This window comes from Stenotrophomonas sp. AGC87 (assembly GCF_057333975.1).
Genome location: NZ_JBHFHW010000004.1, coordinates 62,339 through 81,391 on the forward strand (window position 1 = coordinate 62,339; position 19,053 = coordinate 81,391).

Consider the following 19,053-nt stretch of genomic DNA (forward strand, 5'->3'; position numbering starts at 1 on the left):
CCCCCACTACCGTGCCCGTCCGCTGGGGGACTGAAGCTCCTCCAGCAACACAGTTGCTACTCAGCGCCCCTGCGGATCGGGCCGGTGGTGTACGTACTCGACCACGGTGCCGTCCGGATGCACGGCGTTGAAGGCCGCGCCGGTGGGTACGACCTGCAGTGGAAAGATGATCTGCGCCCCGGCCGCCACCAGCCGGTCGTAATAGGGCTGCACGTCATCCACCAGCAGCGTGCCGGTGGTGGAGGTGAACGGGGCCAGCTTGTCCGGCGCGCCTTCGATCAGCAGGAACGCCCCGACCATGGCCAGCCGCAGGCCGGCCTCGGGGAACGGAAAGCCCGCATCGGCGACCACGCCCTGCAACTGCTCGTAGAACGCCACCCGTGTTTCCAGTTCGCCCGGGCCGACGAACACCCGGATCAGCACCCGGGGGCTGCGTTGCCGGGAGGTGTCGTTGCGGTCGCGCCAGAGTTGATCGAAGTGGCGGTGTGGGGGCATGCGGCGGCTCCGGGACGTGAGCGCTCATTATCGAGCCGCGATCGGCCGGGAACCGGGCAGGGCTCATGACCACCGGTGATGGTGTGATAACCCGGCATCGCCCACCAGGCCAGCAACGCCAGCAGCGACACACCGGCACCGGCCATGCAGACCCCGGGCCAGCCGAACGCGGCATACAACGCACTGCCGGCCAGCGCCCCCAGCCCGCTGCCGGCCGCGTAGAACAGCATGTAAGTGGCGATCACCTGTGCCTGCGCGTGCGGGGCTGCGGCCAGAATCCGGCTCTGGTTGGTCACGTGCAGCGCCTGCACTGCCAGATCCAGCAGCAGCACGCCGAGCACCAGCCAGCCCAGGTGGTGGGGCATCGCGGCGATCGGCAGCCAGCTCAACAGCATCAGCCCCAGGGCGCCGGTGGTGACCCGCCCGGCATGGCCACGGTCACTCCAGTGCCCGCTGCGTGCCGCCGCCAACGCACCGAGCAGGCCGACCAGCGCGAAGGCGCCGATGCCGGTGTGGCTGAGCGCATACGGCGGTGCGCCCAGCGGCAGGCTCATGCTGCTCCAGAACAGGCCGAACACGGTGAACAGCAGCAGGCCCAGCACGCCGCGCTGGCGCAGCACGGGCTGTTGCCGCAGCAAGGCGATCAACCCGGTGCGTGCGGTGGGTGGCGTCGAGACTGGCAGCCGTGGCAGACGCGCCCACAGCAGCGCGCCCGTCACCACCATCAGCGCCGCCGAGAGCAGGTACACCGCCCGCCATCCGCCCAGATCGGCGACTGCGCCGGCCACGACGCGTGCCAACAACAACCCGACCACCACGCCCGCCTGTGCGGCGCCGACCACGCGGCCGCGCTCGTGCCCGCCTGCAGCGGCGGCGGCATAGGCGATCAGCCCCTGGGTCATCGCGGTGCCGAGCAGGCCCACCGCCAGCATGCCCAGCAGCAGACTCCAGGCCTGCGCGGCCAGCGCGACGGCCAGCAGGGCCAGCACCAGGCCACCGGTCTGGATCGCCATCAGGCGGCGGCGGTCCACGCGGTCACCCAGTGGCACCACCCACAGCAGCGCCGCCACCGAACCCAGCTGGGTGGCGGCGATCACCGCGCCGATGCGGGACGTGCTGATCTGGAGATCGGCGGCCAGGGCGTCCAGCAAAGGCTGGGCGTAATAGACATTGGCCACGCTCAGGCCGGCAGCGCAGGCGAACAGCATCAGCAGGGAGGAGGGGAGCCGGGACGTGGACGCCCGCGAAGCGGGGGCATGGAGTGGCATGATTAAGTCTCAAATTAGAACCAGTTGATTCTGGGGTATCTGGTTCTAAAATGAAACTTACAAAGGAGTCCGTTCATGACAACCGATGCCACTACCCCTTGCCCGGTGGGGCGCGCGCTGGGTCTGGTCGGCGACCGCTGGTCGCTGCTGATCGTGCGCGAGGCCTTCGATGGGGCGCGCCGTTTCAGCGATTTCCAGCGACGCCTGGGGATGTCGCGCAGCATGCTCAGCCAGCGCCTGCATGCCTTGCTGGAGGCGGACGTAATGGCGCAGCAGCCGCTGGGCGAAGGCCGCAGCTATCAGGAATATGTGCTCACCGAGCGCGGTCGCGCGCTGTTCCCGCTGGTGGTGGCGCTGCGCCAATGGGGCGAGGCCTTCCTGTTCGCACCCGGCGAGCCACGCTCGGTGCTGCAAGCCGACAGCGATGGGCAGCCCTTGGCGCCGATGCAGCCGCGCGACCAGCGTGGGCAGGTGGTTGAGGGCGCCGACACCCGGGTGATGAAGCCGCTGTCGCCCTGATGTCGCGCGGGTTGCGGTGTCTCAAATGTAAGCATCCTGTTGACAGGCATGAACACGCTCGCCCACTCTTCCGGGGTGGGGCGCCGGTCACGGGCTCCCGGGTGGTGCGGCTGTCACGACGGGCGGAGGGGCCTGGACGTAGCCGTCATCGCCTTGCGTTGTAAACGGTTCCGCGCGCCCGCGCGCGGTTCCCGCCGACATGGCGCTGCACCCTTCTGCGGCAAGACTCCCTGGATTTATTGCGCAAGCAAAGGTGTTTCGTCCGCTCATGAAAACGATTTCAAAGCCCCTGGCCCTGACGGCCGCCATCGCGCTCTCGCTGAGCGCTTCCGCCTGGGCTGCTGCCCCGGCCGCCGCCACCGACGCGTTCACCGTGCTGACCCTGGAACAGACCCCGGGTGATCTGGACGCCGCCGTGGTCGCCGCGCAGCTGGAGCAGCTGCAGGTCGATGCAGTGACCGTGCGCAACGTGGAACGCCGCGCCGACCGCGTGGATCCGCTGCAGGGCCTGGCCGATGCGCTGGGTTATCACTATCGTTTCGTGACCGCCGATCCGGCCGCCGCGCAGCAGACCGGCAGCGCCGTGCTCACCCGCCTGCCGATCGAGGCCGAATCGGGCACCGAGCAGCCGTCGCTGAATTACCTGCGCCTCAACGATGGCCGCCACGTGGTCGCGCTGTACACCAGCGCCGCCGATGCGGCTGCACTGCCGCCGCTGGTCACCGGTTCGCGTCTGGGCGCGCCGGCCGTGCTGCTGGGCGCGGTCAGTGCCGATGCGGCCACCACCGCAGGCTTCGATCCGTCGCGCGTCGCGCTGGAAGCCAATGAAAGCTACTTCAGCGATGGCTTCCAGTCGGCCAGCTCGGCTGCGATCAAGCTGCGCACCCATGACGGCAGGAAGGGCACCACCGCGGCCACGCTGCTGACGCTGGGCTATGCCGCGCCGGTCGGTGGCGACACGCCGTGGATGGACACCGGCCTGAACGCCGATGCCCGTGCCAAGGCGCTGGTCGCGCAGATGACCGTGGATGAGAAGTTCCAGATGCTGCACAGCTACTTCGGGCTGGGCAAAGACGGCGGTCCGCTGCCGGAAGGTGCGGTGGGTTCGGCCGGTTTCGTGCCGGGCGTGCCGCGCCTGGGCATTCCGGCGCAGCAGTCGGCCGATGCCGGTGTCGGCGTGACCAATCCGGGCGGCCTGCGCAAGGGTGACCATGCCACCGCGATGCCGTCCGGCCCGTCCACGGCCTCCAGCTGGAACCCGGATATCGCCTTCGCTGGCGGTGCCACCATGGGCCGCGAAGCCTGGCAGCAGCGCTTCAACATCCTGCTGGCCGGCAGCGTCAACCTGCAGCGCGATCCGCGCAATGGCCGCAACTTCGAATATGCCGGTGAAGATCCCCTGCTGGCCGGTGTGCTGGTCGGTGAGTCGATCCGCGGCGTGCAGAGCCAGCACGTCATCTCCACGATGAAGCACTTCGCGCTCAACGACATGGAGACCTCGCGCAATTTCCACAGTGCCGAGATCGGCGAGCAGGCGATGCGCGAATCGGACCTGCTGGCCTTCGAGATCGCCATGGACATCGGCAAGCCCGGTTCGGCGATGTGCTCGTACAACCGCATCAACGGTACCTACGGCTGCGAACACGATTACCTCATGAACGAGGTGCTCAAGCAGGAATGGAAGTTCCCCGGTTTCGTGATGTCCGATTGGGGTGGCGTGCACAGTGGCTCCAAGGCGGCGCTGGCCGGTCTGGACCAGCAGTCGGCCGGTGAAGTGTTCGACAAGGCGGTCTATTTCGACGAACCGCTGCGCTTGGCCGTGGCCGGTGGCGTGGTGCCGCAGGCGCGCCTGGACGACATGGTCGGCCGCATCCTGCGCACCATGTTCGCGCACGGTAACTTCGATCTGCCGCCGGTGCATGAGCCGATCGATGATGAGGCCGGCTTCCACGCCGCGCAGCGCACCGTTGAAGAAGGCAGCGTGCTGCTGCGCAACGCCGATGACCTGCTGCCGCTGGGCAAGGACGTGCAGCGCATCGTGATCATCGGTGGCCATGCCGACAAGGGCGTGATCGGTGGCGGCGGTTCGTCGATGGTGGGCTGGACCGCGCGGGGCACCAATGCGGTGCCGGGCGTGATGCCGACCACCTGGCCGGGCCCGGTGATCTTCCACCCGTCCTCGCCGCTGGAAGCGCTGCGCGCCGAGCGTCCGGATGCCCGCATCGATTACGTGGATGGCCGCGATGTGGCTGCCGCCGTGCGCGCTGCCGCTGCCGCCGATGTGGCCATCGTGTTCGCCACGCAGTGGTCGGCCGAATCGGTCGATCTGCCGCACATGCAGCTGCCGGACAACCAGGACAAGCTGATCGCCGGGGTGGCCAAGGCCAACCCGAAGACCGTGGTGGTGCTGGAAACCAATGGCCCGGTCGAGCTGCCGTGGCTGCAGCAGGTGCCGGCCATCCTGCAGGCCTGGTACCCGGGCATCCGGGGCGGTGAAGGCATCGCCGCGCTGCTGACCGGCAAGGTCAATCCATCCGGTCGCCTGCCGGTGACCTGGCCGACCGATGTCAGCCAGCTGCCGCGCCCGCACGTCAACGGCCTGGGCTTCAATCCGAAGAACAAGCCGGATGACACCATCGACTACGACATCGAAGGTGCCAACGTCGGCTACAAGTGGTTCGCCGCCAAGGGCCTGACCCCGCAGTACGCGTTCGGCCATGGCCTGTCCTACACCAGCTTCGGCTACGACAACCTGCAGGTGGTGGTGGAAGGCCAGCGTGTGGTCGCCAGCGTGGACGTGCGCAACACCGGCAAGGTCGCCGGTGCGGATGTGCCGCAGCTGTACCTGCAGCTGCCGCAGGGCAGCACCACGCCGATCCGCCTGATCGGCTTCCAGAAGGTGACGCTGCAGCCGGGCGAAAGCCGCCGGATCCGCATCGAAGCCGAGCCGAAGACGCTGGCCAGCTTTGATACCGCTGCCAAGCAGTGGAAGATCGCCGGTGGGCAGTACGAAGTGCAGCTCTCGCGCGCGGCCAATGCACCGGTGCAGCGCGTGCCGCTGGAGCTGGCCGAGCAGGTGGTCCGCTGAGCTGACGGGCAGGGCACGACCGTGGGTCGTGCCTCCGGTCACCCCGGCAGGTGCTCGCGCAGGTGCGCCAGCAGCAGCCGGACCCGGCGCGAGGGCTGTGCAGTGTTGGGAAACACCGCATACACGCCCTGGCGCGGGAAACGATGACGGCGCAGGATCGGCAGCAGCCGGCCCTGCGCCAGATCGTCATCGATCAACCACTGCGGCAACACGGTCGCGCCGGCCCCGGCCAGCGCGAAGGCGCGCAGGGTGGAGGCGTTATCGACCGTAACCACCGCATGGGCGGGGTTGCAGGCAAACATCTGGTCGCTGCCATCGGGCGCCACCAACGGTAGATCCGCCAGGCGCGGATACCCCAATCGTGGCAGCGTGCGGACCCAGTCCGGGTCATCGCGCGCGGCATCATCGGGCAGCGTGGACAACAACGACGGTGCGGCGACCGCGTACAGCGCGTGTTCGTCGAGCAGGGTCGCGCGCAGCTGCGAGTCCTGCAGGCGCCCCAAGCGGATCGCCAGATCGAACCGCTCGGGAATCAGGTCCGCCGGCGCCGGTGAGGTGGACAGGTGCAGGCGCAACTCGGGATGCAGGGCGCGGAAGGATTCCAGCACCGGCACGACCCGCGCGATCGCATATTCCGGCGTGGTGGTCAGCCGCAGCGTGCCACGCAGCTGCAGCTGTTCGCTGCGTGCCTCCTCGATCGCCAGCTCGGCAGTCGCCAACAGGGCAGTGCAGTGCTGGTAAAAGCGTTCGCCAGCCTCGGTCAGCGCCAGGCTGCGGGTATTGCGCACCAGCAGCGTCACGCCGAGTTCCTGCTCCAGCCGCTTGAGGTTGAAACTCACTACGGCGCGGCTCTGGCCGAGGCGCTGCGCGGCCGCGGTCAGGCTGCCGGCGTCGACAATCGCCTTGAAGGTCTCGAAGCGGTCCAGGCTGACCATGGCGGTGCGCTGACTGTCAAAAATGGTTTGACAGTCTTGCATCCGGTTGCCCGTATATCCAGCCGCCGCCAACGCGCATGCTGCCGCCTCGCAATCGGAGCGCCGCATGACCTACCGGGCCAGGGTGGAAACGCTGTACCTGCTGGGATTCTCGCTGGACCTGGTGAACATGTTCATCGGTACCGTCGCGTATCCTGCCATCGCCGCCGACCTGCAGGCCTCCGTGCCGCAGCTGGCGTGGATCGGCAACGCCTACATGCTCGGCCTGACCCTGGTCATTCCACTGGGCAGCTGGCTGGCCGCGCGCCTTGGCGAGCGTAGGGTGCTGTGCCTCTCGCTGGCCCTGTTTACCGTGGGCGCTGTGCTGGCAGGCACCGCGCCGAGCATCGAGTGGCTGATCGCGTGGCGCCTGCTGCAGGGGCTGGGCGGTGGACTGTTGATTCCGGTGGGGCAGGCGATGGCCTACCGCGAATGCCCGCCGGCTGACCGCGCGCGCCTGACCGCCCGCATCATGGCGGTGGCGTTGTTGGTGCCGGCGCTGTCGCCGACGCTGGGCGGCCTGCTGGTGGAGTGGGGCTCGTGGCGTGGCGTGCTGCTGGTCAGTGTGCCGCTGGCCATGGTGGCCTTCGCGCTGGCGGCCGTGTGGGTGCGCCCCGGTGCGCCGGCGGCCGTACCTGCGCTGGACCATCGTGGGCTGTTGCTTGGCTCACTGGGCCTGAGCGTGTTGCTGGTCGCGCTGAGCCTGCTGGCAGAGCCGGGGCAGCGGATGCTCGGCGCGGGCCTGCTCGTGGTCGCCACCCTGGTGCTGGCGTTGTATGCCCGCAGTGCGCGCCTTACGGATCATCCGGTCCTGCAGTGGTCGCTGCTGCGGCATGCCTCGCTGCGGCTGGCGATGCTGATCTATCTGCTGGTGCCCGGTACGTTCATCGGCACCCAGCTGGTGGCCACGCTGCTGCTGCATCGCCAGGGCTACGGCGCCGCGGCCATCGGTGGCTTCATGCTGCCGTGGGCGATCGCCTCGGCCTGCGCCATCGCCACCACACGGCACTGGCTGCCACGCATCGGGGCGCGCCCGCTGTTGACTGCCGGCATGGGGTGCCAAGCGGTCGGCATCGCGTTGTTGATCGGCATACAGGCCAGTCAGCCGTGGTTGCCGGTGCTGGCCTTCGCGCTGATGGGGCTGGGCGGCAGCCTGTGCAGCAGCAGCGCGCAGACGCTCGCGTTCCAGAGGCTGGCGGACGCAGAGCTGCTGCCGGGCAGTGCGCTGTGGAATCTCAACCGCCAACTCAGCTTCTGTCTGGCCGCCGCGCTGCTGGCCTGTGTGCTGGCAGTGCTGTCGTCCGTGCTGCCAGCGCACGCGTTCCCGCTCACCCTGATGCTCGCGGCGGGCATGAGCGTGCTGCCGATGCATCTGCTATGGCGCCTGCCGGCGTCTTCCCTTGCCTTGAGAGCCTCCCCATGAATGACACGCTTGCCTTCAACGAGATCCATGACCTGCATGTGCTGATCGAAGACTGGTTCACCGGGCGCTCGCCGGTGGCTGCGCTGGACACACTGCTGGCCCGTTTCAGCGAGGACTTCAGCATGGTCGGGATCGCTGGTCGTCGGTTGGATCGAGACGCGGTCCGGGCATTGTTCGCCGCTGCCCACGGTGCTCGGCCGGGCTTGGTGATCATTGTCGAGGATATCCAAGCGATACCCATTCCGGGTCCACTGGCGGTGTTGCGCTACCGCGAAAGCCAGCGCTCCGGTCATGGCGTGGCCAGTTGGCGGGAATCGCTGGCGGTGCTGCGCCAGGAGGAAGGGCGCTGGCGGTGGTTGGCGTTGCAGGAAACGCCTTCGCCGTGACGCCAGTTGGATATCAGCGCACGGCGTAGAGGCAGATCTGGTCCTCATCGATCATGACAACCCGATCGGGCTGTCCAGTGAAGTACGGGCTGACCAGCATGGGCCGAACATCGCCTGCCTGGGCGGCGTCATCCAGAAACGCGAGGACGTCGGCCGTGGTCGAGAGGCAGGTGCGGCCGCTGAACATCACGGCCCGACCCTTCCTCGTGATGACATTGTGGGCGACGTAGCATCTCTCGGCCCGCAGGACGCTCGCCAACGCATCGAGGTCATTGATGGGCAGCCACTCGTCGATCAAGGCGACCGCGTTGCGCATCAGGAAGAATATGCGCTGCTCATCCTCCCTCGAAAGCAACTCGGATCGAACCAGTGCCTGGAATGTGTAGTGGTTCTTCATTGATTTCCTGTAGTGGTGGCGACCCAAGCCCCGATCCCCTGTCGGCATTCTGGGTAGCAGGGGCGGGCATGCAAGAGCTGAGTACGACACCTATCCCGGCACGGCTTTGCAGGAAGTGGTGATTTGCAGCTGAATACGCGCACGGGCCGGTTGCCACGCCGATCGGCATCTACCGGTGCAGGCCGCGCAGCGCTAGGCTGCGGAGGTTGCCATCACTGCCGGGAGAGAGCCCATGCGTGTGCGTGTATTGCCAGTTGCGCTGTTGAGTCTGATGGTTGCCGTCAGTGTGTCGGCGCAGACCTCGCCGATGACCCCGGATATTCCGGCCAAGGGGTTCGTGACGCCCACCGCACAGGACAACTACGACAAGCGCGTGGTGATGGTGCCGATGCGTGACGGCACGAAACTTTACACGGTGATCGTGGTGCCCAAGGGCGCCAGGAACGCGCCGATCCTGCTGACCCGTACGCCCTACGATGCCGCCAACCGCGCCAAGCGCATGGATTCGCCCAACATGCGCGACATCCTGCCGCAGGGGGATGAGGTGTTCGTTGATGGCGGTTACATCCGGGTGTTCCAGGACATCCGCGGCAAGTACGGTTCCGAGGGCGATTACGTGATGACCCGGCCGCTGCGCGGGCCGCTCAACACCACCAAGGTGGACCACGCGACCGACGCGTGGGACACCATCGATTGGCTGGTCAAGCACGTGCCCGAGAGCAACGGCAAGGTCGGCATGCTGGGCTCGTCGTACGAAGGCTTCACCGTGGTGATGGCGCTGACCAACCCGCACCCGGCGTTGAAGGTAGCCGCGCCGCAGAGCCCGATGATCGATGGCTGGATGGGCGATGACTGGCTCAACTACGGTGCGTTCCGGCAGGTCAATTTCGGCTATTTCACCGGTCAGCTGGCCAAGCGCGGCAAGGGGCCGTCCATTCCCAGCGTGGGCTACGACGATTACACGACCTTCCTGCGCGCCGGTTCGGCCGGGGACTACGCCAAGGCCAATGGCCTGGATCAGTTGCCGTGGTGGCACAAGCTGATCGAACACCCCAGCTACGACGCGTTCTGGCAGGAGCAGGCGCTGGACGCGCGCATGGCCAAGACCGAGCTGAAAGTGCCCACGATGTGGCTGCAGGGCCTGTGGGACCAGGAAGACATGTGGGGTGCGGTGCACAGCTATGCGGCGATGGAACCGCGCGACACCGGCAATACGTTGAACTATCTGGTGATGGGGCCGTGGCGGCACAGCCAGGTCAACTATGACGGCAGCAGCCTGGGCGCCTTGAAGTTCGACGGCGACACCGCGCTGCAGTTCCGCCGTGATGTGCTCAAGCCGTTCTTCGATCAGTACCTGGTCGATGGGGCGCCCAAGGCGCAGACACCGCCGGTGCTGATCTACAACACCGGCGAAAACCACTGGGACAAGCTGCAGCAGTGGCCGCGCAGCGCGGCGCAGTCCAGGCCGCTGTACCTGCGCGCGGGCGGCAAGCTGTCCTTCGAGGCACCGCAGGCCGGTGAGGCGACGTTCGAGGCGTATGTATCCGATCCGGCCAAGCCGGTGCCGTTCGTACCGCGTCCGGTGCGGTTCGCCGACCGCGATATGTGGACCAGCTGGCTGGTCAAGGATCAGCGCTTCGTGGATGGCCGCCCGGACGTGCTCACCTTCGTCAGCGAACCGCTGACCGAACCGCTGCGGATTGGTGGTGCGCCGCAGGTCAATCTGCAGGCGGCCACAAGCGGCAGCGACAGCGATTGGGTGGTGAAGCTGATCGATGTGTATCCCGACCAGACGCCGTCGACGCCGGAGATGGGCGGCTACGAGCTGTCGGTCTCGATGGCAATCTTCCGTGGCCGGTACCGCGAGAGCTTCAGTGATCCGAAGGCGATCGCGAGCAATCAGGTGCTGGACTATAAGTTCGGTCTGCCGACCGCGAACCATGTGTTCCAGCCGGGTCATCGGGTCATGGTGCAGGTGCAGTCCAGCCTGTTCCCGCTGTATGACCGCAATCCGCAGACGTTCGTGCCGAACATCTACCTGGCCAAGCCGGGCGATTACCAGAAGGCGACGCAGCAGATCTGGCACGCGCCGCAGCAGGCCAGTTTCATTTCATTGCCGGTGTACTGAGCGCACGCGCGTTCCCGGTGCCACGCCGCGGCCATGGAATGCCGCGCGCGTGGGGAGTGCTGGGTGCATTGCATCGTCAAGGCACAGGCGCTAGCGTGCAGCTCCGCTTTCCCTGATGTGACCGATGAAAAGGATGTTCGTGGTAGGCGCGCTGATGTCGCTGGCAGGCGGCGCGCCCGCGCAGTCGTTCACCGTGCTGGGCAACAGTTTCGGCGCCGAGGCGTTGGTGTCCATCGAGGGCCGCCTGCTGGTGCCGCCCAATGGCGCGCGCATGCAGCGCCTGTCCGCTGACCGTTGGATGCGTGCGCAGGGCCCGGCCACGCCGCAACAGTGGTATGACGATGCAGGACGCCTGCTGCGCGAGGACCGTGGTTACACCGAGTACCAGGAACGGTTCGTGCTACCGCAGGCCGCACCCGGTGATCCGTTGTGGAAGGCGTTCATCAAGCCGGACGGAGAGCCCACCGGCGGTTGGGGCGTAGTGGATGCGCTGGGGCAGGTCCGTCTTCCGGCGCTGAAGGATGGCGAGTGGGTGCCGTTGGCGGTACCCGATCGCGTGCTGTGGAACGCCCGTAGTGGTCCGCTGCGCTTCCATGACCTGCACCGGCGCGCAGTCATGGAACTGGATGAGCGACAGGTCCAGTGGGTGGCCGGGCCCTTCGCCGGCCGCCATGTCTATGTTGCGTGCAGTGTCCAGGTACCTGAGCACTGCGACGTGCGGGATGAAGACGGTACGACGGTGTTTTCCAATGACATCGATGCGCTGTTGCCGGTCCGCGATGGTGGCTGGTGGCTGCGTCAGGGCGAGCTGTGGCGGCGGGTGGATGCACAGGGCCGGGCGACGGACATCGCCCGATATCGGCAGGATGGCCTGTATCCCCGCTACCGACACTATGGCGGTACCGCAGGCCGGCGCGACTGGCCCGAGCAGGTCTATCGGCACGCTACCGGCAGTGCCGACGACACGCCCGAGCCCGGCTGGCTGATGGCCGACGGACAGTTTGCCGCACAGCGCGGCACCGTCCGCCTGGACTACTGCGGTGGCCGCTGGCAGGTGCTGGACAAGGAGGACGCCAACCCGCCCACCGCCGCCCCGGCCGCGCTGGCAGCGGTGCTCGACGAGCCCGATGCCGAACAACGGCAGGCACCGCCGTGGCGCGTGCGCCATCCCACCGAGACCGAGACCGCAGCGGTGCTGGACTGCGAAGGCGAGGTCGTGTTCGCGCCTTCAGACGTAACCCGGTTCGACGCCGTCGGCACCGGATTGCTGGGAAGGTTCGGCGGCGAATCCTCACCACGGCTGTGGTGGGATGGACGCACGGCCTACACGGTGCCTGCCGACATGGCCATCGACGACCACCACGTCACCCCGCCGTTGCTGTTGCTCCGGGAGCAGGCCGCCGGCGTCAACCACCTGTACAACCTCGAGCGTGGCCGCATCGTGGGTCGTCCCTTCGAAGGTGTGGTGCGCATGGACGGTGGCCGGGTGGTATTCCGCCGGGACGGAAAACTGGGGATGATGCTGGCCGATGGCAGCGAACCGGCGCCGCCGGAGAGCTTCGATATCCTTCCCTGGGGCACGGACCGCACCTGGACGCGCCGCTATCTGGACGGGGGCGATGAGGAACTGGTCCTGCTGGATGCCAACCATCAGGTGCTGCAGCGACGACGCCTGCTGTTCAGTGGTGTGGAACTGCAGTCCACCTGGCAAGGGGACGTGGAAAGCCAGGCGCTGACACAGGTGAATCTCGGCACGATGCGTTTTGCCGATGGCGAGTACTTCGTCCAGCAATGGCTGGATCGCGACGGACAGGTGCTGCTCAGTGACATCAGCTGTCCGGCACCCGGCAATGGCCCGCCCTCGAAGGGGAAGGGCGTCCTGCTCGGGCGCGGGTGGCGCGTGGACAGTGTGCCCACGCGCCCCTGCAAGCTGCCCCGGGCGCTGTTGCCGGTGCTTGCCGGGGGTGATGTGACCGATGCGATGCGCGAGCGGTAGCCGCGCGCGGATCAGCCTGAAACGCTGGGGTAGTCGGTGTAGCCGTGCGCACCGCCGCCGTACAGCGTGTCCTGGTCCAGGTCGGACAGCGCTACGCCGAGACGGAAGCGCTCGACCAGATCCGGGTTGGCGATGAAGGGGCGGCCGAACGCGATCATGTCGGCATAGCCCGACGCCACGGCCGCTTCCGCGCGTGCCTGGTCATAGCCGTTGTTGGCGATCCAGGCGCCCTTGAATTTGGCGCGCAGGGCGGCGTAGTCGAAGGCGATGTTGTCGCGCGGGCCACCGGTCGCCCCTTCGATCACATGGATGAAGGCGAGCGGGCCGATGGCATCCAGGCGCTCCACGGCGCGTTCGAACAACGGCTGCGGGTTGGAATCCTCCGCGTCGTTGGCAGGCGTCACCGGCGACAGGCGCACACCGGTGCGTTCGGCGCCAATTTCCGAGGCGATCGCGCGGACCACTTCATCGAGCAGGCGGGTGCGGTTTTCGATGCTGCCACCGTATTCGTCGGTGCGCTGGTTGCTGCCATCGCGCAGGAACTGGTCGATCAGGTAACCGTTGGCGGCATGCACTTCCACGCCGTCAAAACCGGCGGTGATCGCGTTGCGCGCGGCCTGGCGGAAGTCCTGGATCAGGCCGGGAATTTCGTCCAGGCGCAGGGCGCGTGGTTCGGAGACCTCTTCAAAGCCCTTGGCCGTGAACGTTTTGGTGTTGGCACGCAAGGCGCTCGGTGCTACCGGGACCTCGCCCTCGGGCAGCAGGCTGATGTGTGAGATGCGGCCGACATGCCACAGCTGCAGCACGATCTTGCCGCCGCGTGCATGCACCGCATCGGTGACCTTCTTCCAGGCGTCGATCTGGGCCTGGCTGTAGATGCCGGGCGTGTCGAGATAGCCCTGGCCCATCGGGCTGATCTGGGTGGCCTCGGCGATGATCAGGCCGGCGCTGGCGCGCTGCTCGTAGTACTGGATGGCGAGCGGATTGGGGATGCGATCGTGGATTGCGCGGTTGCGGGTCAGCGGTGCCATCGCGACGCGGTTGGCGACGTCGATGGCTCCCAGACGGGTGGGGGAGAACAACTGGCCGTCACTGGAGTCTGTCATGGGTTTACCTTGGGGGAGGGTGACCGCCATCGGCGGATGAAAGAAGGGATGTGGGCGTACGACCCCGAGCATAGGCCCAGGTGCGTTGCAGCGATGGGAAGGATTGTTGCGGAGCCTGCTGTGCACGTTCTGTAACGTTTTCGCGGCGTATGGTCGAGGCATGGGCAGGTACTGCCCGCAGCCTTATTCCAACCCGAGGAACAACGCGATGATTGATTATCAACTCAAGGGAAAGGTCGCCATCGTCACCGGTGGCGTCTCCGGCATCGGCCTGGCCGTGGCTGAGCTGCTGGCCGATTCCGGTGCGGCGGTAGCGGTGTGGGATCTCAAGGCCGACGCCGTGGAGAAGACCGCCGAGGCGCTGCGCAGCAAAGGGGTGAAGTCGATCGGCATCGCCTTGAACGTCACCGACGAGCAGGCGGTGGAGGCTGCGGTGAAGCGGACGGTGCAGGAGCTTGGCGGCCTGGACATCGCGGTGAACAACGCGGGCATCGGCGGGCCGTCGGCGGCCAGCGGCGACTACCCGGTGGAGGGCTGGAAGAACGTCATCGACGTCAATCTCAACAGCGTGTTCCTGTGCCAGCGGGCGCAGATCCAGGCGATGCGCAGCGCGGGCAAAGGCGGCAGCATCATCAACATGGCCTCCATCCTCGGCCAGGTCGGTTTCAACAACTCCGCGGCCTATGTCGCGGCCAAGCATGGCGTGGTCGGCTTGACCCAGACGGCCGCCTGGGAGCACGCCGCGGACAAGATCCGCATCAATGCGGTGGGCCCCGGCTTCATTGCCACGCCGCTGCTGGACAAGATGGACCCGAAGGTGAAGCAGGCGCTGGAGAGCAAGCACGCGCTCGGCCGGCTCGGCACGCCGGAGGAAGTCGCTGCGCTGGTGGCCTGGCTGGCCAGTGCGGACGCCAGCTTTGCGACCGGCACGTACTACGCCATCGATGGCGGTTACCTGGCGCAGTAAGCCCACCTGTAGGCCCATGCCTGGAAAGGAATGCCCGGGCATGGCCATGGCTAGTCAAGTCTGTTCAGCGCCTGCCGCAAACAAAGTAGCTCGTCGATTACAGGCGCTTCGCGGTCTTCGATCGGCGCATCGCGAAAATGCACCTCCAATCCTTGACGCACGGCTTCAATCAGGCTGGCCAGGGGCGTGTCGTCGAGTCGGGTCTTTTCGTCGAAGACCGACACCCCGTGTCGACGGCGCCGGACATCCAATCGGAAAGAGGAATCCGCACCATTCAGGACGAATGCGTCGATGCCGTCAGCCATGCGCAACAGCCCTTCGATCAAGTCGCAAAGAGAGAGATGGATCATGTGGGCCAAGCGGGGCGATGCTGATGAGTCGATTGAACGACCGTTGACCGTCAGCCGGAAATCACCCAATTCGAAAGGGTGCAGCGGGCCTTCTGCCAGCCGAAGAACCTCGAAGCGCACTGACGGAGGACCCGGGTTGGTGATACGGCGAGCGGGGCGCGTGGGATGCATGCGGCAAGGTTCAAGCAGACCTTGCACGAGCGCAAGGGCTGCTGTCCGCAAGAGAAAGGGCCTTTATCGGTAGTTGCTCGGTTTTCCTTGCCTCATAGCGGTTTCCTGTTACCTGCTCAACTGGAGCGCAATGCGTACACATGCGCGTCACATCGCTCTTCACGACATTGCTACGTCTACAGCGCAAATCTGGTGCGAACAGTTGAGGGCGCGTTGAATGGGACTGGAACAAGATCTATCAATCCTGCTGCGGATCGCCGTGGCCATGCTGCTGGGCGCTACGCTCGGCATCGAGCGGGAGATGGGCAAGCATGCGGCCGGGCTGCGCACGCACATGCTGATCGCCGGTGCGGCGGCGCTGATCGTTGGCCTCGGTGACAGCATCGCCGAACACTTCCAGGAAGAGCGCTACCGCGACCTGTTGCAGGTCGATCCGGTCCGTCTGATCGAAGCAGTGGTGGCCTGCGTTGGCTTTGTCGCCGCCGGTACGATCCTGCGCGGTTCGCGCGATGATCAGGTCAGCGGCCTGACCACCGCCAGCTCGCTGATCATGGCCGCGGCGATCGGTATCGCGGTCGGCATCGGTGAGTACGTGATCGCTGTCGGGGTGAGTGTGTTGTGCCTGATCGTGCTGGTGGTGTTCAGCCGCATCGCTAAAAAACTGGAGTCGTCATGAGCAGTGAACGTCCCTTCGAGATCCAGCGCATCGACCATGTGGTGCTGCGCGTGCAGGATCTCCCACGCGCGGTGCGCTTTTACTGCGACGTCCTGGGCTGCACGGTTGCCCGCGAGCGGCCCTCGCTGGGCATGGTGCATCTGCATGCCGGCGAATCGCTGATCGATCTGATCAGTGTCGACGGCCCGCTGGGGCGCGAAGGTGGCGCAGCACCTGGGCGGGAAGGGCGCAATGTCGAGCATGTCTGCCTGCGCGTGGAGCCGTTCGATGCCGAACAGGTGCGCGCGCATCTGCAGGGACTGAAGGTGGCGCTGAGTGGCCCGGCCGAGCGCAACTACGGCGCGGAGGGCGACGGTCTGTCGCTGCGCCTGCGCGATCCGGATGGCAACTCGGTCGAGCTCAAAGGCCGTGCCAACGACTGCGGCTGTTAAGTGGTAATACCAATAAAGCGAGCCTAGACCTATGGTCTAATAGGATTGCCTTGCGTTTGGCGTTTCAATGCGGGCAGTTTCAACGACTTGTATGAGCACTGGTATTACCAATGGTCAGCGTTGAATGTTCTTGGCTCGCGCGGTGTTGACCGCGCGGACCCCTGTCCGTCTTGATGAGATCCGCCGATGCAGGCCTGGCAACAACTGTATGACCCCGCTGGCAACCTCTGGCTGTCCAGCCTGATCGCGCTGCTGCCGATCGCTTTCTTCTTCGTCGCCCTGGCCGTGTTGCGCATGAAGGGGTGGCTGGCCGGCACGATCACCGTGGTGATCGCGTTGGCGGTGGCCCTGCTGTTTTACCGGATGCCGCTGTCGCAGGCGTTTGCGGCGGCCGGGTATGGCTTCGTCTATGGCCTGTGGCCGATTGCCTGGATCATTCTGGGCGCGGTATTCCTGTACAAGGTTTCAGTCAAGACCGGCCAGTTCGACATCATCCGCGCCTCGATCCTCTCGGTCACCGAAGACCAGCGCCTGCAGATGCTGATGGTCGGGTTCGCGTTCGGCGCGTTCCTGGAAGGGGCGGCCGGCTTTGGTGCGCCGGTGGCGATCACCGCCGCGCTGCTGGTCGGGTTGGGCTTCAAGCCGCTGTATGCGGCCGGCCTGTGCCTGATCGTCAACACCGCGCCGGTGGCGTTCGGCGCGATGGGCATTCCGATCATCGTGGCCGGGCAGGTGACCGGGCTGGATGCGTTTGAGATCGGGCAGATGGCCGGGCGCCAGCTGCCGTTCCTGACCATCATCGTGCTGTTCTGGATCATGGCGATCATGGATGGCTGGCGCGGTATCAAGGAGACCTGGCCGGCGGTGCTGGTGGCCGGCGGTTCGTTCGCGATCGCCCAGTACCTGACCTCCAATTTCATCGGCCCCGAGCTGCCGGACATCACCGCCTCGCTGACCTCGCTGGTGTGCCTGACCCTGTTCCTGCGCAGGTGGAAGCCGGTGCGGATCTTCCGCTTCGATACCCAAACCAGCGCCGAAGCCGCGGCACAGGCCCTGGAAGCGCCGCGCCATTCCACCGGTCAGATCGTCAAGGCGTGGTCGCCGTTCCTGATCCTGACCGCCATGGTCACGATCTGGAGCATCCCGCCGTTCAAGGCGCTGTTCGCCGCCGGTGGCGCGCTGGAGCACTGGGTGCTGAAGATTCCGGTGCCATCGCTGGATCAGCTGGTGCAGAAGATGCCACCGATCGTGCCGGTGCCGACCGGGTACGAGGCGGTCTACAGGTTCGATGCGGTCTCGGCGACCGGCACGGCGATCATGCTGGGCGCGATCATCGCGATCGCGCTGCTGAAGATGCGCCCGGCCGCGGCGCTGCGCACCTTCGCTGAAACCGCCAATGAACTCAAGGTCCCGATCTACTCCATCGGCATGGTGCTGGCGTTCGCCTTCATCGCCAACTACTCGGGGTTGTCGGCAACGTTGGCGCTGGCCCTGGCGCACACCGGCAAGGCCTTCACCTTCTTCTCGCCGTTCCTGGGCTGGCTGGGCGTGTTCCTGACCGGTTCGGATACCTCGTCCAACGCGCTTTTCTCAGCGCTGCAGGCCACCACGGCCCAGCAGATCGGCGTGTCCGAGGTGCTGCTGGTCGCGGCCAATACCACCGGCGGGGTGACCGGCAAGATGATCTCGCCGCAGTCGATCGCCATCGCCTGCGCGGCGGTCGGCCTGGCCGGCAGGGAATCGGACCTGTTCCGCTTCACGGTCAAGCACAGCCTGATCTTCACCGTGATGGTCGGCATCATCACCACGGTGCAGGCCTACTGGCTGACCTGGATGATTCCCTGAGCCCATGCGCGGCATTCCGGCCACCGGCATCGACCCCATCGCCCGCCACGCGGGCGACAATGGCGGCATGAAGAACGAACGCCTGTCCGACAAGGTGGCCGCGCAGCTGCGTGGCCTGATCCGTGAGCAGAACCTGCAGCCGGGCGACCGGCTGCCCGCCGAGCGACCGCTGGCGGTGCAGCTGGGGGTTTCGCGCACCGCGCTGCGCGAAGCAATCGCGCAGCTGGCCAGCCAGGGCCTGCTGAGCGCACGGGTCGGCGGCGGCACCTACGTGAGCGAGCCGGCGGCCCGGGCCCGGCAGACCATCGATGAGCCGTTGATGCCGTATCTGCCGCTGTTCCAGGGCGACCCGGAATACCGTTTCGACGTGCTGGAGATCCGCCACGCGCTGGAAGGGGCAACCGCGTGGCACGCCGCATTGCGTGCCACCGACGAAGACCGCGCGAAGATCCGCCAAGCCTTCGACACCATGATGGCCGCGCACGGCAAGGACGACCCCGCCGGCGAGGCACAGGCCGATGCGGCCTTCCACCTGGCCATCGCCGAGGCCTCGCACAATCTGGTGCTGCTGCAGGTCATGCGCGGCCTGTTCGAACTGCTGCAGACCAACATCTCGCAGAGCCGCGAGAAGCTCTATACCTCGGCCCGCACCTTCGAGCCGCTGTCGGTCCAGCACCGCGAGATGATGGAGGGGGTGCTCTCCGGCGACCCCGAACGCGCACGCGCCGCCGCGCACGCGCACCTGGAATTCGTGCACACCTCCCTGCGCACGCTCGACGACAACGAAGCCCGCCGCGCCCGCGCGTCACGGCTTCCTTCTTCCCACGGTTGAC

The 19,053-nt window shown here is 66.6% G+C and carries 17 protein-coding genes; 11 read left to right on the plus strand and 6 right to left on the minus strand.

The genetic code is table 11. The features are described from left to right. Positions 1-60: 60 nt before the first annotated feature. Both ACE026_RS01215 and ACE026_RS01220 read right to left on the minus strand, forming a co-directional pair. Positions 61-495: a VOC family protein gene (locus ACE026_RS01215; protein WP_486037240.1), complete on the minus strand. Its 435-nt coding sequence runs from the start codon at positions 493-495 to the stop codon at positions 61-63. Next, positions 417-1,763, minus strand: a complete 1,347-nt coding sequence (locus tag ACE026_RS01220; RefSeq protein WP_486037242.1) for an MFS transporter — start codon at positions 1,761-1,763, stop codon at positions 417-419. Before ACE026_RS01220 ends, ACE026_RS01215 begins: the two co-directional genes overlap by 79 nt. 75 nt (positions 1,764-1,838) lie before the next feature. Between ACE026_RS01220 and ACE026_RS01225 the strand changes: the two genes are divergently transcribed. Continuing rightward, on the plus strand, positions 1,839-2,282 hold the full coding sequence (locus tag ACE026_RS01225; RefSeq protein ID WP_486037244.1) for a winged helix-turn-helix transcriptional regulator: 444 nt from the start codon (positions 1,839-1,841) through the stop codon (positions 2,280-2,282). 268 nt (positions 2,283-2,550) lie between these two features. Continuing rightward, positions 2,551-5,370, plus strand: a complete 2,820-nt coding sequence (locus ACE026_RS01230; protein WP_486037246.1) for a beta-glucosidase — start codon at positions 2,551-2,553, stop codon at positions 5,368-5,370. A gap of 38 nt (positions 5,371-5,408) precedes the next feature. Here the strand turns inward: ACE026_RS01230 and ACE026_RS01235 are convergent, their stop codons facing one another. Then, a complete protein-coding gene (locus ACE026_RS01235; RefSeq protein WP_486037673.1) occupies positions 5,409-6,305 on the minus strand; it encodes a LysR family transcriptional regulator in 897 nt (298 codons plus the stop codon). Positions 6,306-6,411: 106 nt separating this feature from the next. Between ACE026_RS01235 and ACE026_RS01240 the strand changes: the two genes are divergently transcribed. After that, positions 6,412-7,767, plus strand: a complete 1,356-nt coding sequence (locus tag ACE026_RS01240) for an MFS transporter (protein WP_486037248.1) — start codon at positions 6,412-6,414, stop codon at positions 7,765-7,767. Beyond that, complete coding sequence (locus ACE026_RS01245) at positions 7,764-8,153, plus strand: DUF4440 domain-containing protein (protein ID WP_486037250.1); 390 nt, start codon at positions 7,764-7,766, stop codon at positions 8,151-8,153. The genes ACE026_RS01240 and ACE026_RS01245 overlap by 4 nt, the downstream gene beginning before the upstream one ends. Positions 8,154-8,166: 13 nt before the next feature. Here the strand turns inward: ACE026_RS01245 and ACE026_RS01250 are convergent, their stop codons facing one another. Then, entirely contained in the window at positions 8,167-8,550 is a 384-nt protein-coding gene (locus tag ACE026_RS01250) for a hypothetical protein (protein ID WP_486037252.1), read from the minus strand. Between the two features lie 232 nt (positions 8,551-8,782). On the opposite strand from ACE026_RS01250, the gene ACE026_RS01255 reads away from it, so the two are divergent. Both ACE026_RS01255 and ACE026_RS01260 read left to right on the plus strand, forming a co-directional pair. After that, entirely contained in the window at positions 8,783-10,678 is a 1,896-nt protein-coding gene (locus ACE026_RS01255) for a CocE/NonD family hydrolase (protein WP_486037254.1), read from the plus strand. A 124-nt stretch (positions 10,679-10,802) separates the two neighbouring features. Next, positions 10,803-12,674, plus strand: coding sequence for a hypothetical protein (locus ACE026_RS01260; protein WP_486037256.1), 1,872 nt, complete (start codon positions 10,803-10,805; stop codon positions 12,672-12,674). 11 nt (positions 12,675-12,685) lie between these two features. Here ACE026_RS01260 and ACE026_RS01265 read toward each other — a convergent pair whose 3' ends face one another. Continuing rightward, positions 12,686-13,780 (minus strand): alkene reductase, encoded by a 1,095-nt coding sequence (locus ACE026_RS01265; RefSeq protein WP_486037258.1) that lies wholly within the window; start codon positions 13,778-13,780, stop codon positions 12,686-12,688. Positions 13,781-13,988: 208 nt separating this feature from the next. On the opposite strand from ACE026_RS01265, the gene ACE026_RS01270 reads away from it, so the two are divergent. Next, positions 13,989-14,747, plus strand: a complete 759-nt coding sequence (locus tag ACE026_RS01270; RefSeq protein ID WP_486037260.1) for an SDR family NAD(P)-dependent oxidoreductase — start codon at positions 13,989-13,991, stop codon at positions 14,745-14,747. A gap of 50 nt (positions 14,748-14,797) precedes the next feature. Here ACE026_RS01270 and ACE026_RS01275 read toward each other — a convergent pair whose 3' ends face one another. Continuing rightward, positions 14,798-15,217, minus strand: a complete 420-nt coding sequence (locus tag ACE026_RS01275) for a hypothetical protein (protein ID WP_486037262.1) — start codon at positions 15,215-15,217, stop codon at positions 14,798-14,800. A gap of 268 nt (positions 15,218-15,485) precedes the next feature. On the opposite strand from ACE026_RS01275, the gene ACE026_RS01280 reads away from it, so the two are divergent. The 4 genes from ACE026_RS01280 (at position 15,486) to lldR (ending at position 19,052) form a co-directional block, all read left to right on the plus strand. Beyond that, a complete protein-coding gene (locus ACE026_RS01280) occupies positions 15,486-15,944 on the plus strand; it encodes an MgtC/SapB family protein (RefSeq protein WP_121037036.1) in 459 nt (152 codons plus the stop codon). Beyond that, positions 15,941-16,375 (plus strand): VOC family protein, encoded by a 435-nt coding sequence (locus tag ACE026_RS01285; RefSeq protein ID WP_486037264.1) that lies wholly within the window; start codon positions 15,941-15,943, stop codon positions 16,373-16,375. Before ACE026_RS01280 ends, ACE026_RS01285 begins: the two co-directional genes overlap by 4 nt. Before the next feature lie 186 nt (positions 16,376-16,561). Continuing rightward, positions 16,562-18,220 (plus strand): L-lactate permease, encoded by a 1,659-nt coding sequence (gene lldP / locus ACE026_RS01290; RefSeq protein ID WP_486037266.1) that lies wholly within the window; start codon positions 16,562-16,564, stop codon positions 18,218-18,220. Positions 18,221-18,287: 67 nt separating this feature from the next. Then, positions 18,288-19,052: a transcriptional regulator LldR gene (lldR, locus tag ACE026_RS01295; RefSeq protein ID WP_486037675.1), complete on the plus strand. Its 765-nt coding sequence runs from the start codon at positions 18,288-18,290 to the stop codon at positions 19,050-19,052. The last annotated feature ends 1 nt before the right edge of the window (position 19,053 follow it).

Coding starts and splice junctions, on each gene's coding strand:
- ACE026_RS01265 (WP_486037258.1), bottom strand. CDS start 13,780: ATGACAGACTCCAGTGACGGCCAGTTGTTCTCCCCCACCCGTCTGGGA.
- ACE026_RS01220 (WP_486037242.1), bottom strand. CDS start 1,763: ATGCCACTCCATGCCCCCGCTTCGCGGGCGTCCACGTCCCGGCTCCCC.
- ACE026_RS01235 (WP_486037673.1), bottom strand. CDS start 6,305: ATGGTCAGCCTGGACCGCTTCGAGACCTTCAAGGCGATTGTCGACGCC.
- ACE026_RS01225 (WP_486037244.1), top strand. CDS start 1,839: ATGACAACCGATGCCACTACCCCTTGCCCGGTGGGGCGCGCGCTGGGT.
- ACE026_RS01260 (WP_486037256.1), top strand. CDS start 10,803: ATGAAAAGGATGTTCGTGGTAGGCGCGCTGATGTCGCTGGCAGGCGGC.
- lldR (WP_486037675.1), top strand. CDS start 18,288: ATGAAGAACGAACGCCTGTCCGACAAGGTGGCCGCGCAGCTGCGTGGC.
- ACE026_RS01280 (WP_121037036.1), top strand. CDS start 15,486: ATGGGACTGGAACAAGATCTATCAATCCTGCTGCGGATCGCCGTGGCC.
- ACE026_RS01230 (WP_486037246.1), top strand. CDS start 2,551: ATGAAAACGATTTCAAAGCCCCTGGCCCTGACGGCCGCCATCGCGCTC.
- ACE026_RS01270 (WP_486037260.1), top strand. CDS start 13,989: ATGATTGATTATCAACTCAAGGGAAAGGTCGCCATCGTCACCGGTGGC.
- lldP (WP_486037266.1), top strand. CDS start 16,562: ATGCAGGCCTGGCAACAACTGTATGACCCCGCTGGCAACCTCTGGCTG.
- ACE026_RS01245 (WP_486037250.1), top strand. CDS start 7,764: ATGAATGACACGCTTGCCTTCAACGAGATCCATGACCTGCATGTGCTG.
- ACE026_RS01250 (WP_486037252.1), bottom strand. CDS start 8,550: ATGAAGAACCACTACACATTCCAGGCACTGGTTCGATCCGAGTTGCTT.
- ACE026_RS01240 (WP_486037248.1), top strand. CDS start 6,412: ATGACCTACCGGGCCAGGGTGGAAACGCTGTACCTGCTGGGATTCTCG.
- ACE026_RS01285 (WP_486037264.1), top strand. CDS start 15,941: ATGAGCAGTGAACGTCCCTTCGAGATCCAGCGCATCGACCATGTGGTG.
- ACE026_RS01255 (WP_486037254.1), top strand. CDS start 8,783: ATGCGTGTGCGTGTATTGCCAGTTGCGCTGTTGAGTCTGATGGTTGCC.
- ACE026_RS01215 (WP_486037240.1), bottom strand. CDS start 495: ATGCCCCCACACCGCCACTTCGATCAACTCTGGCGCGACCGCAACGAC.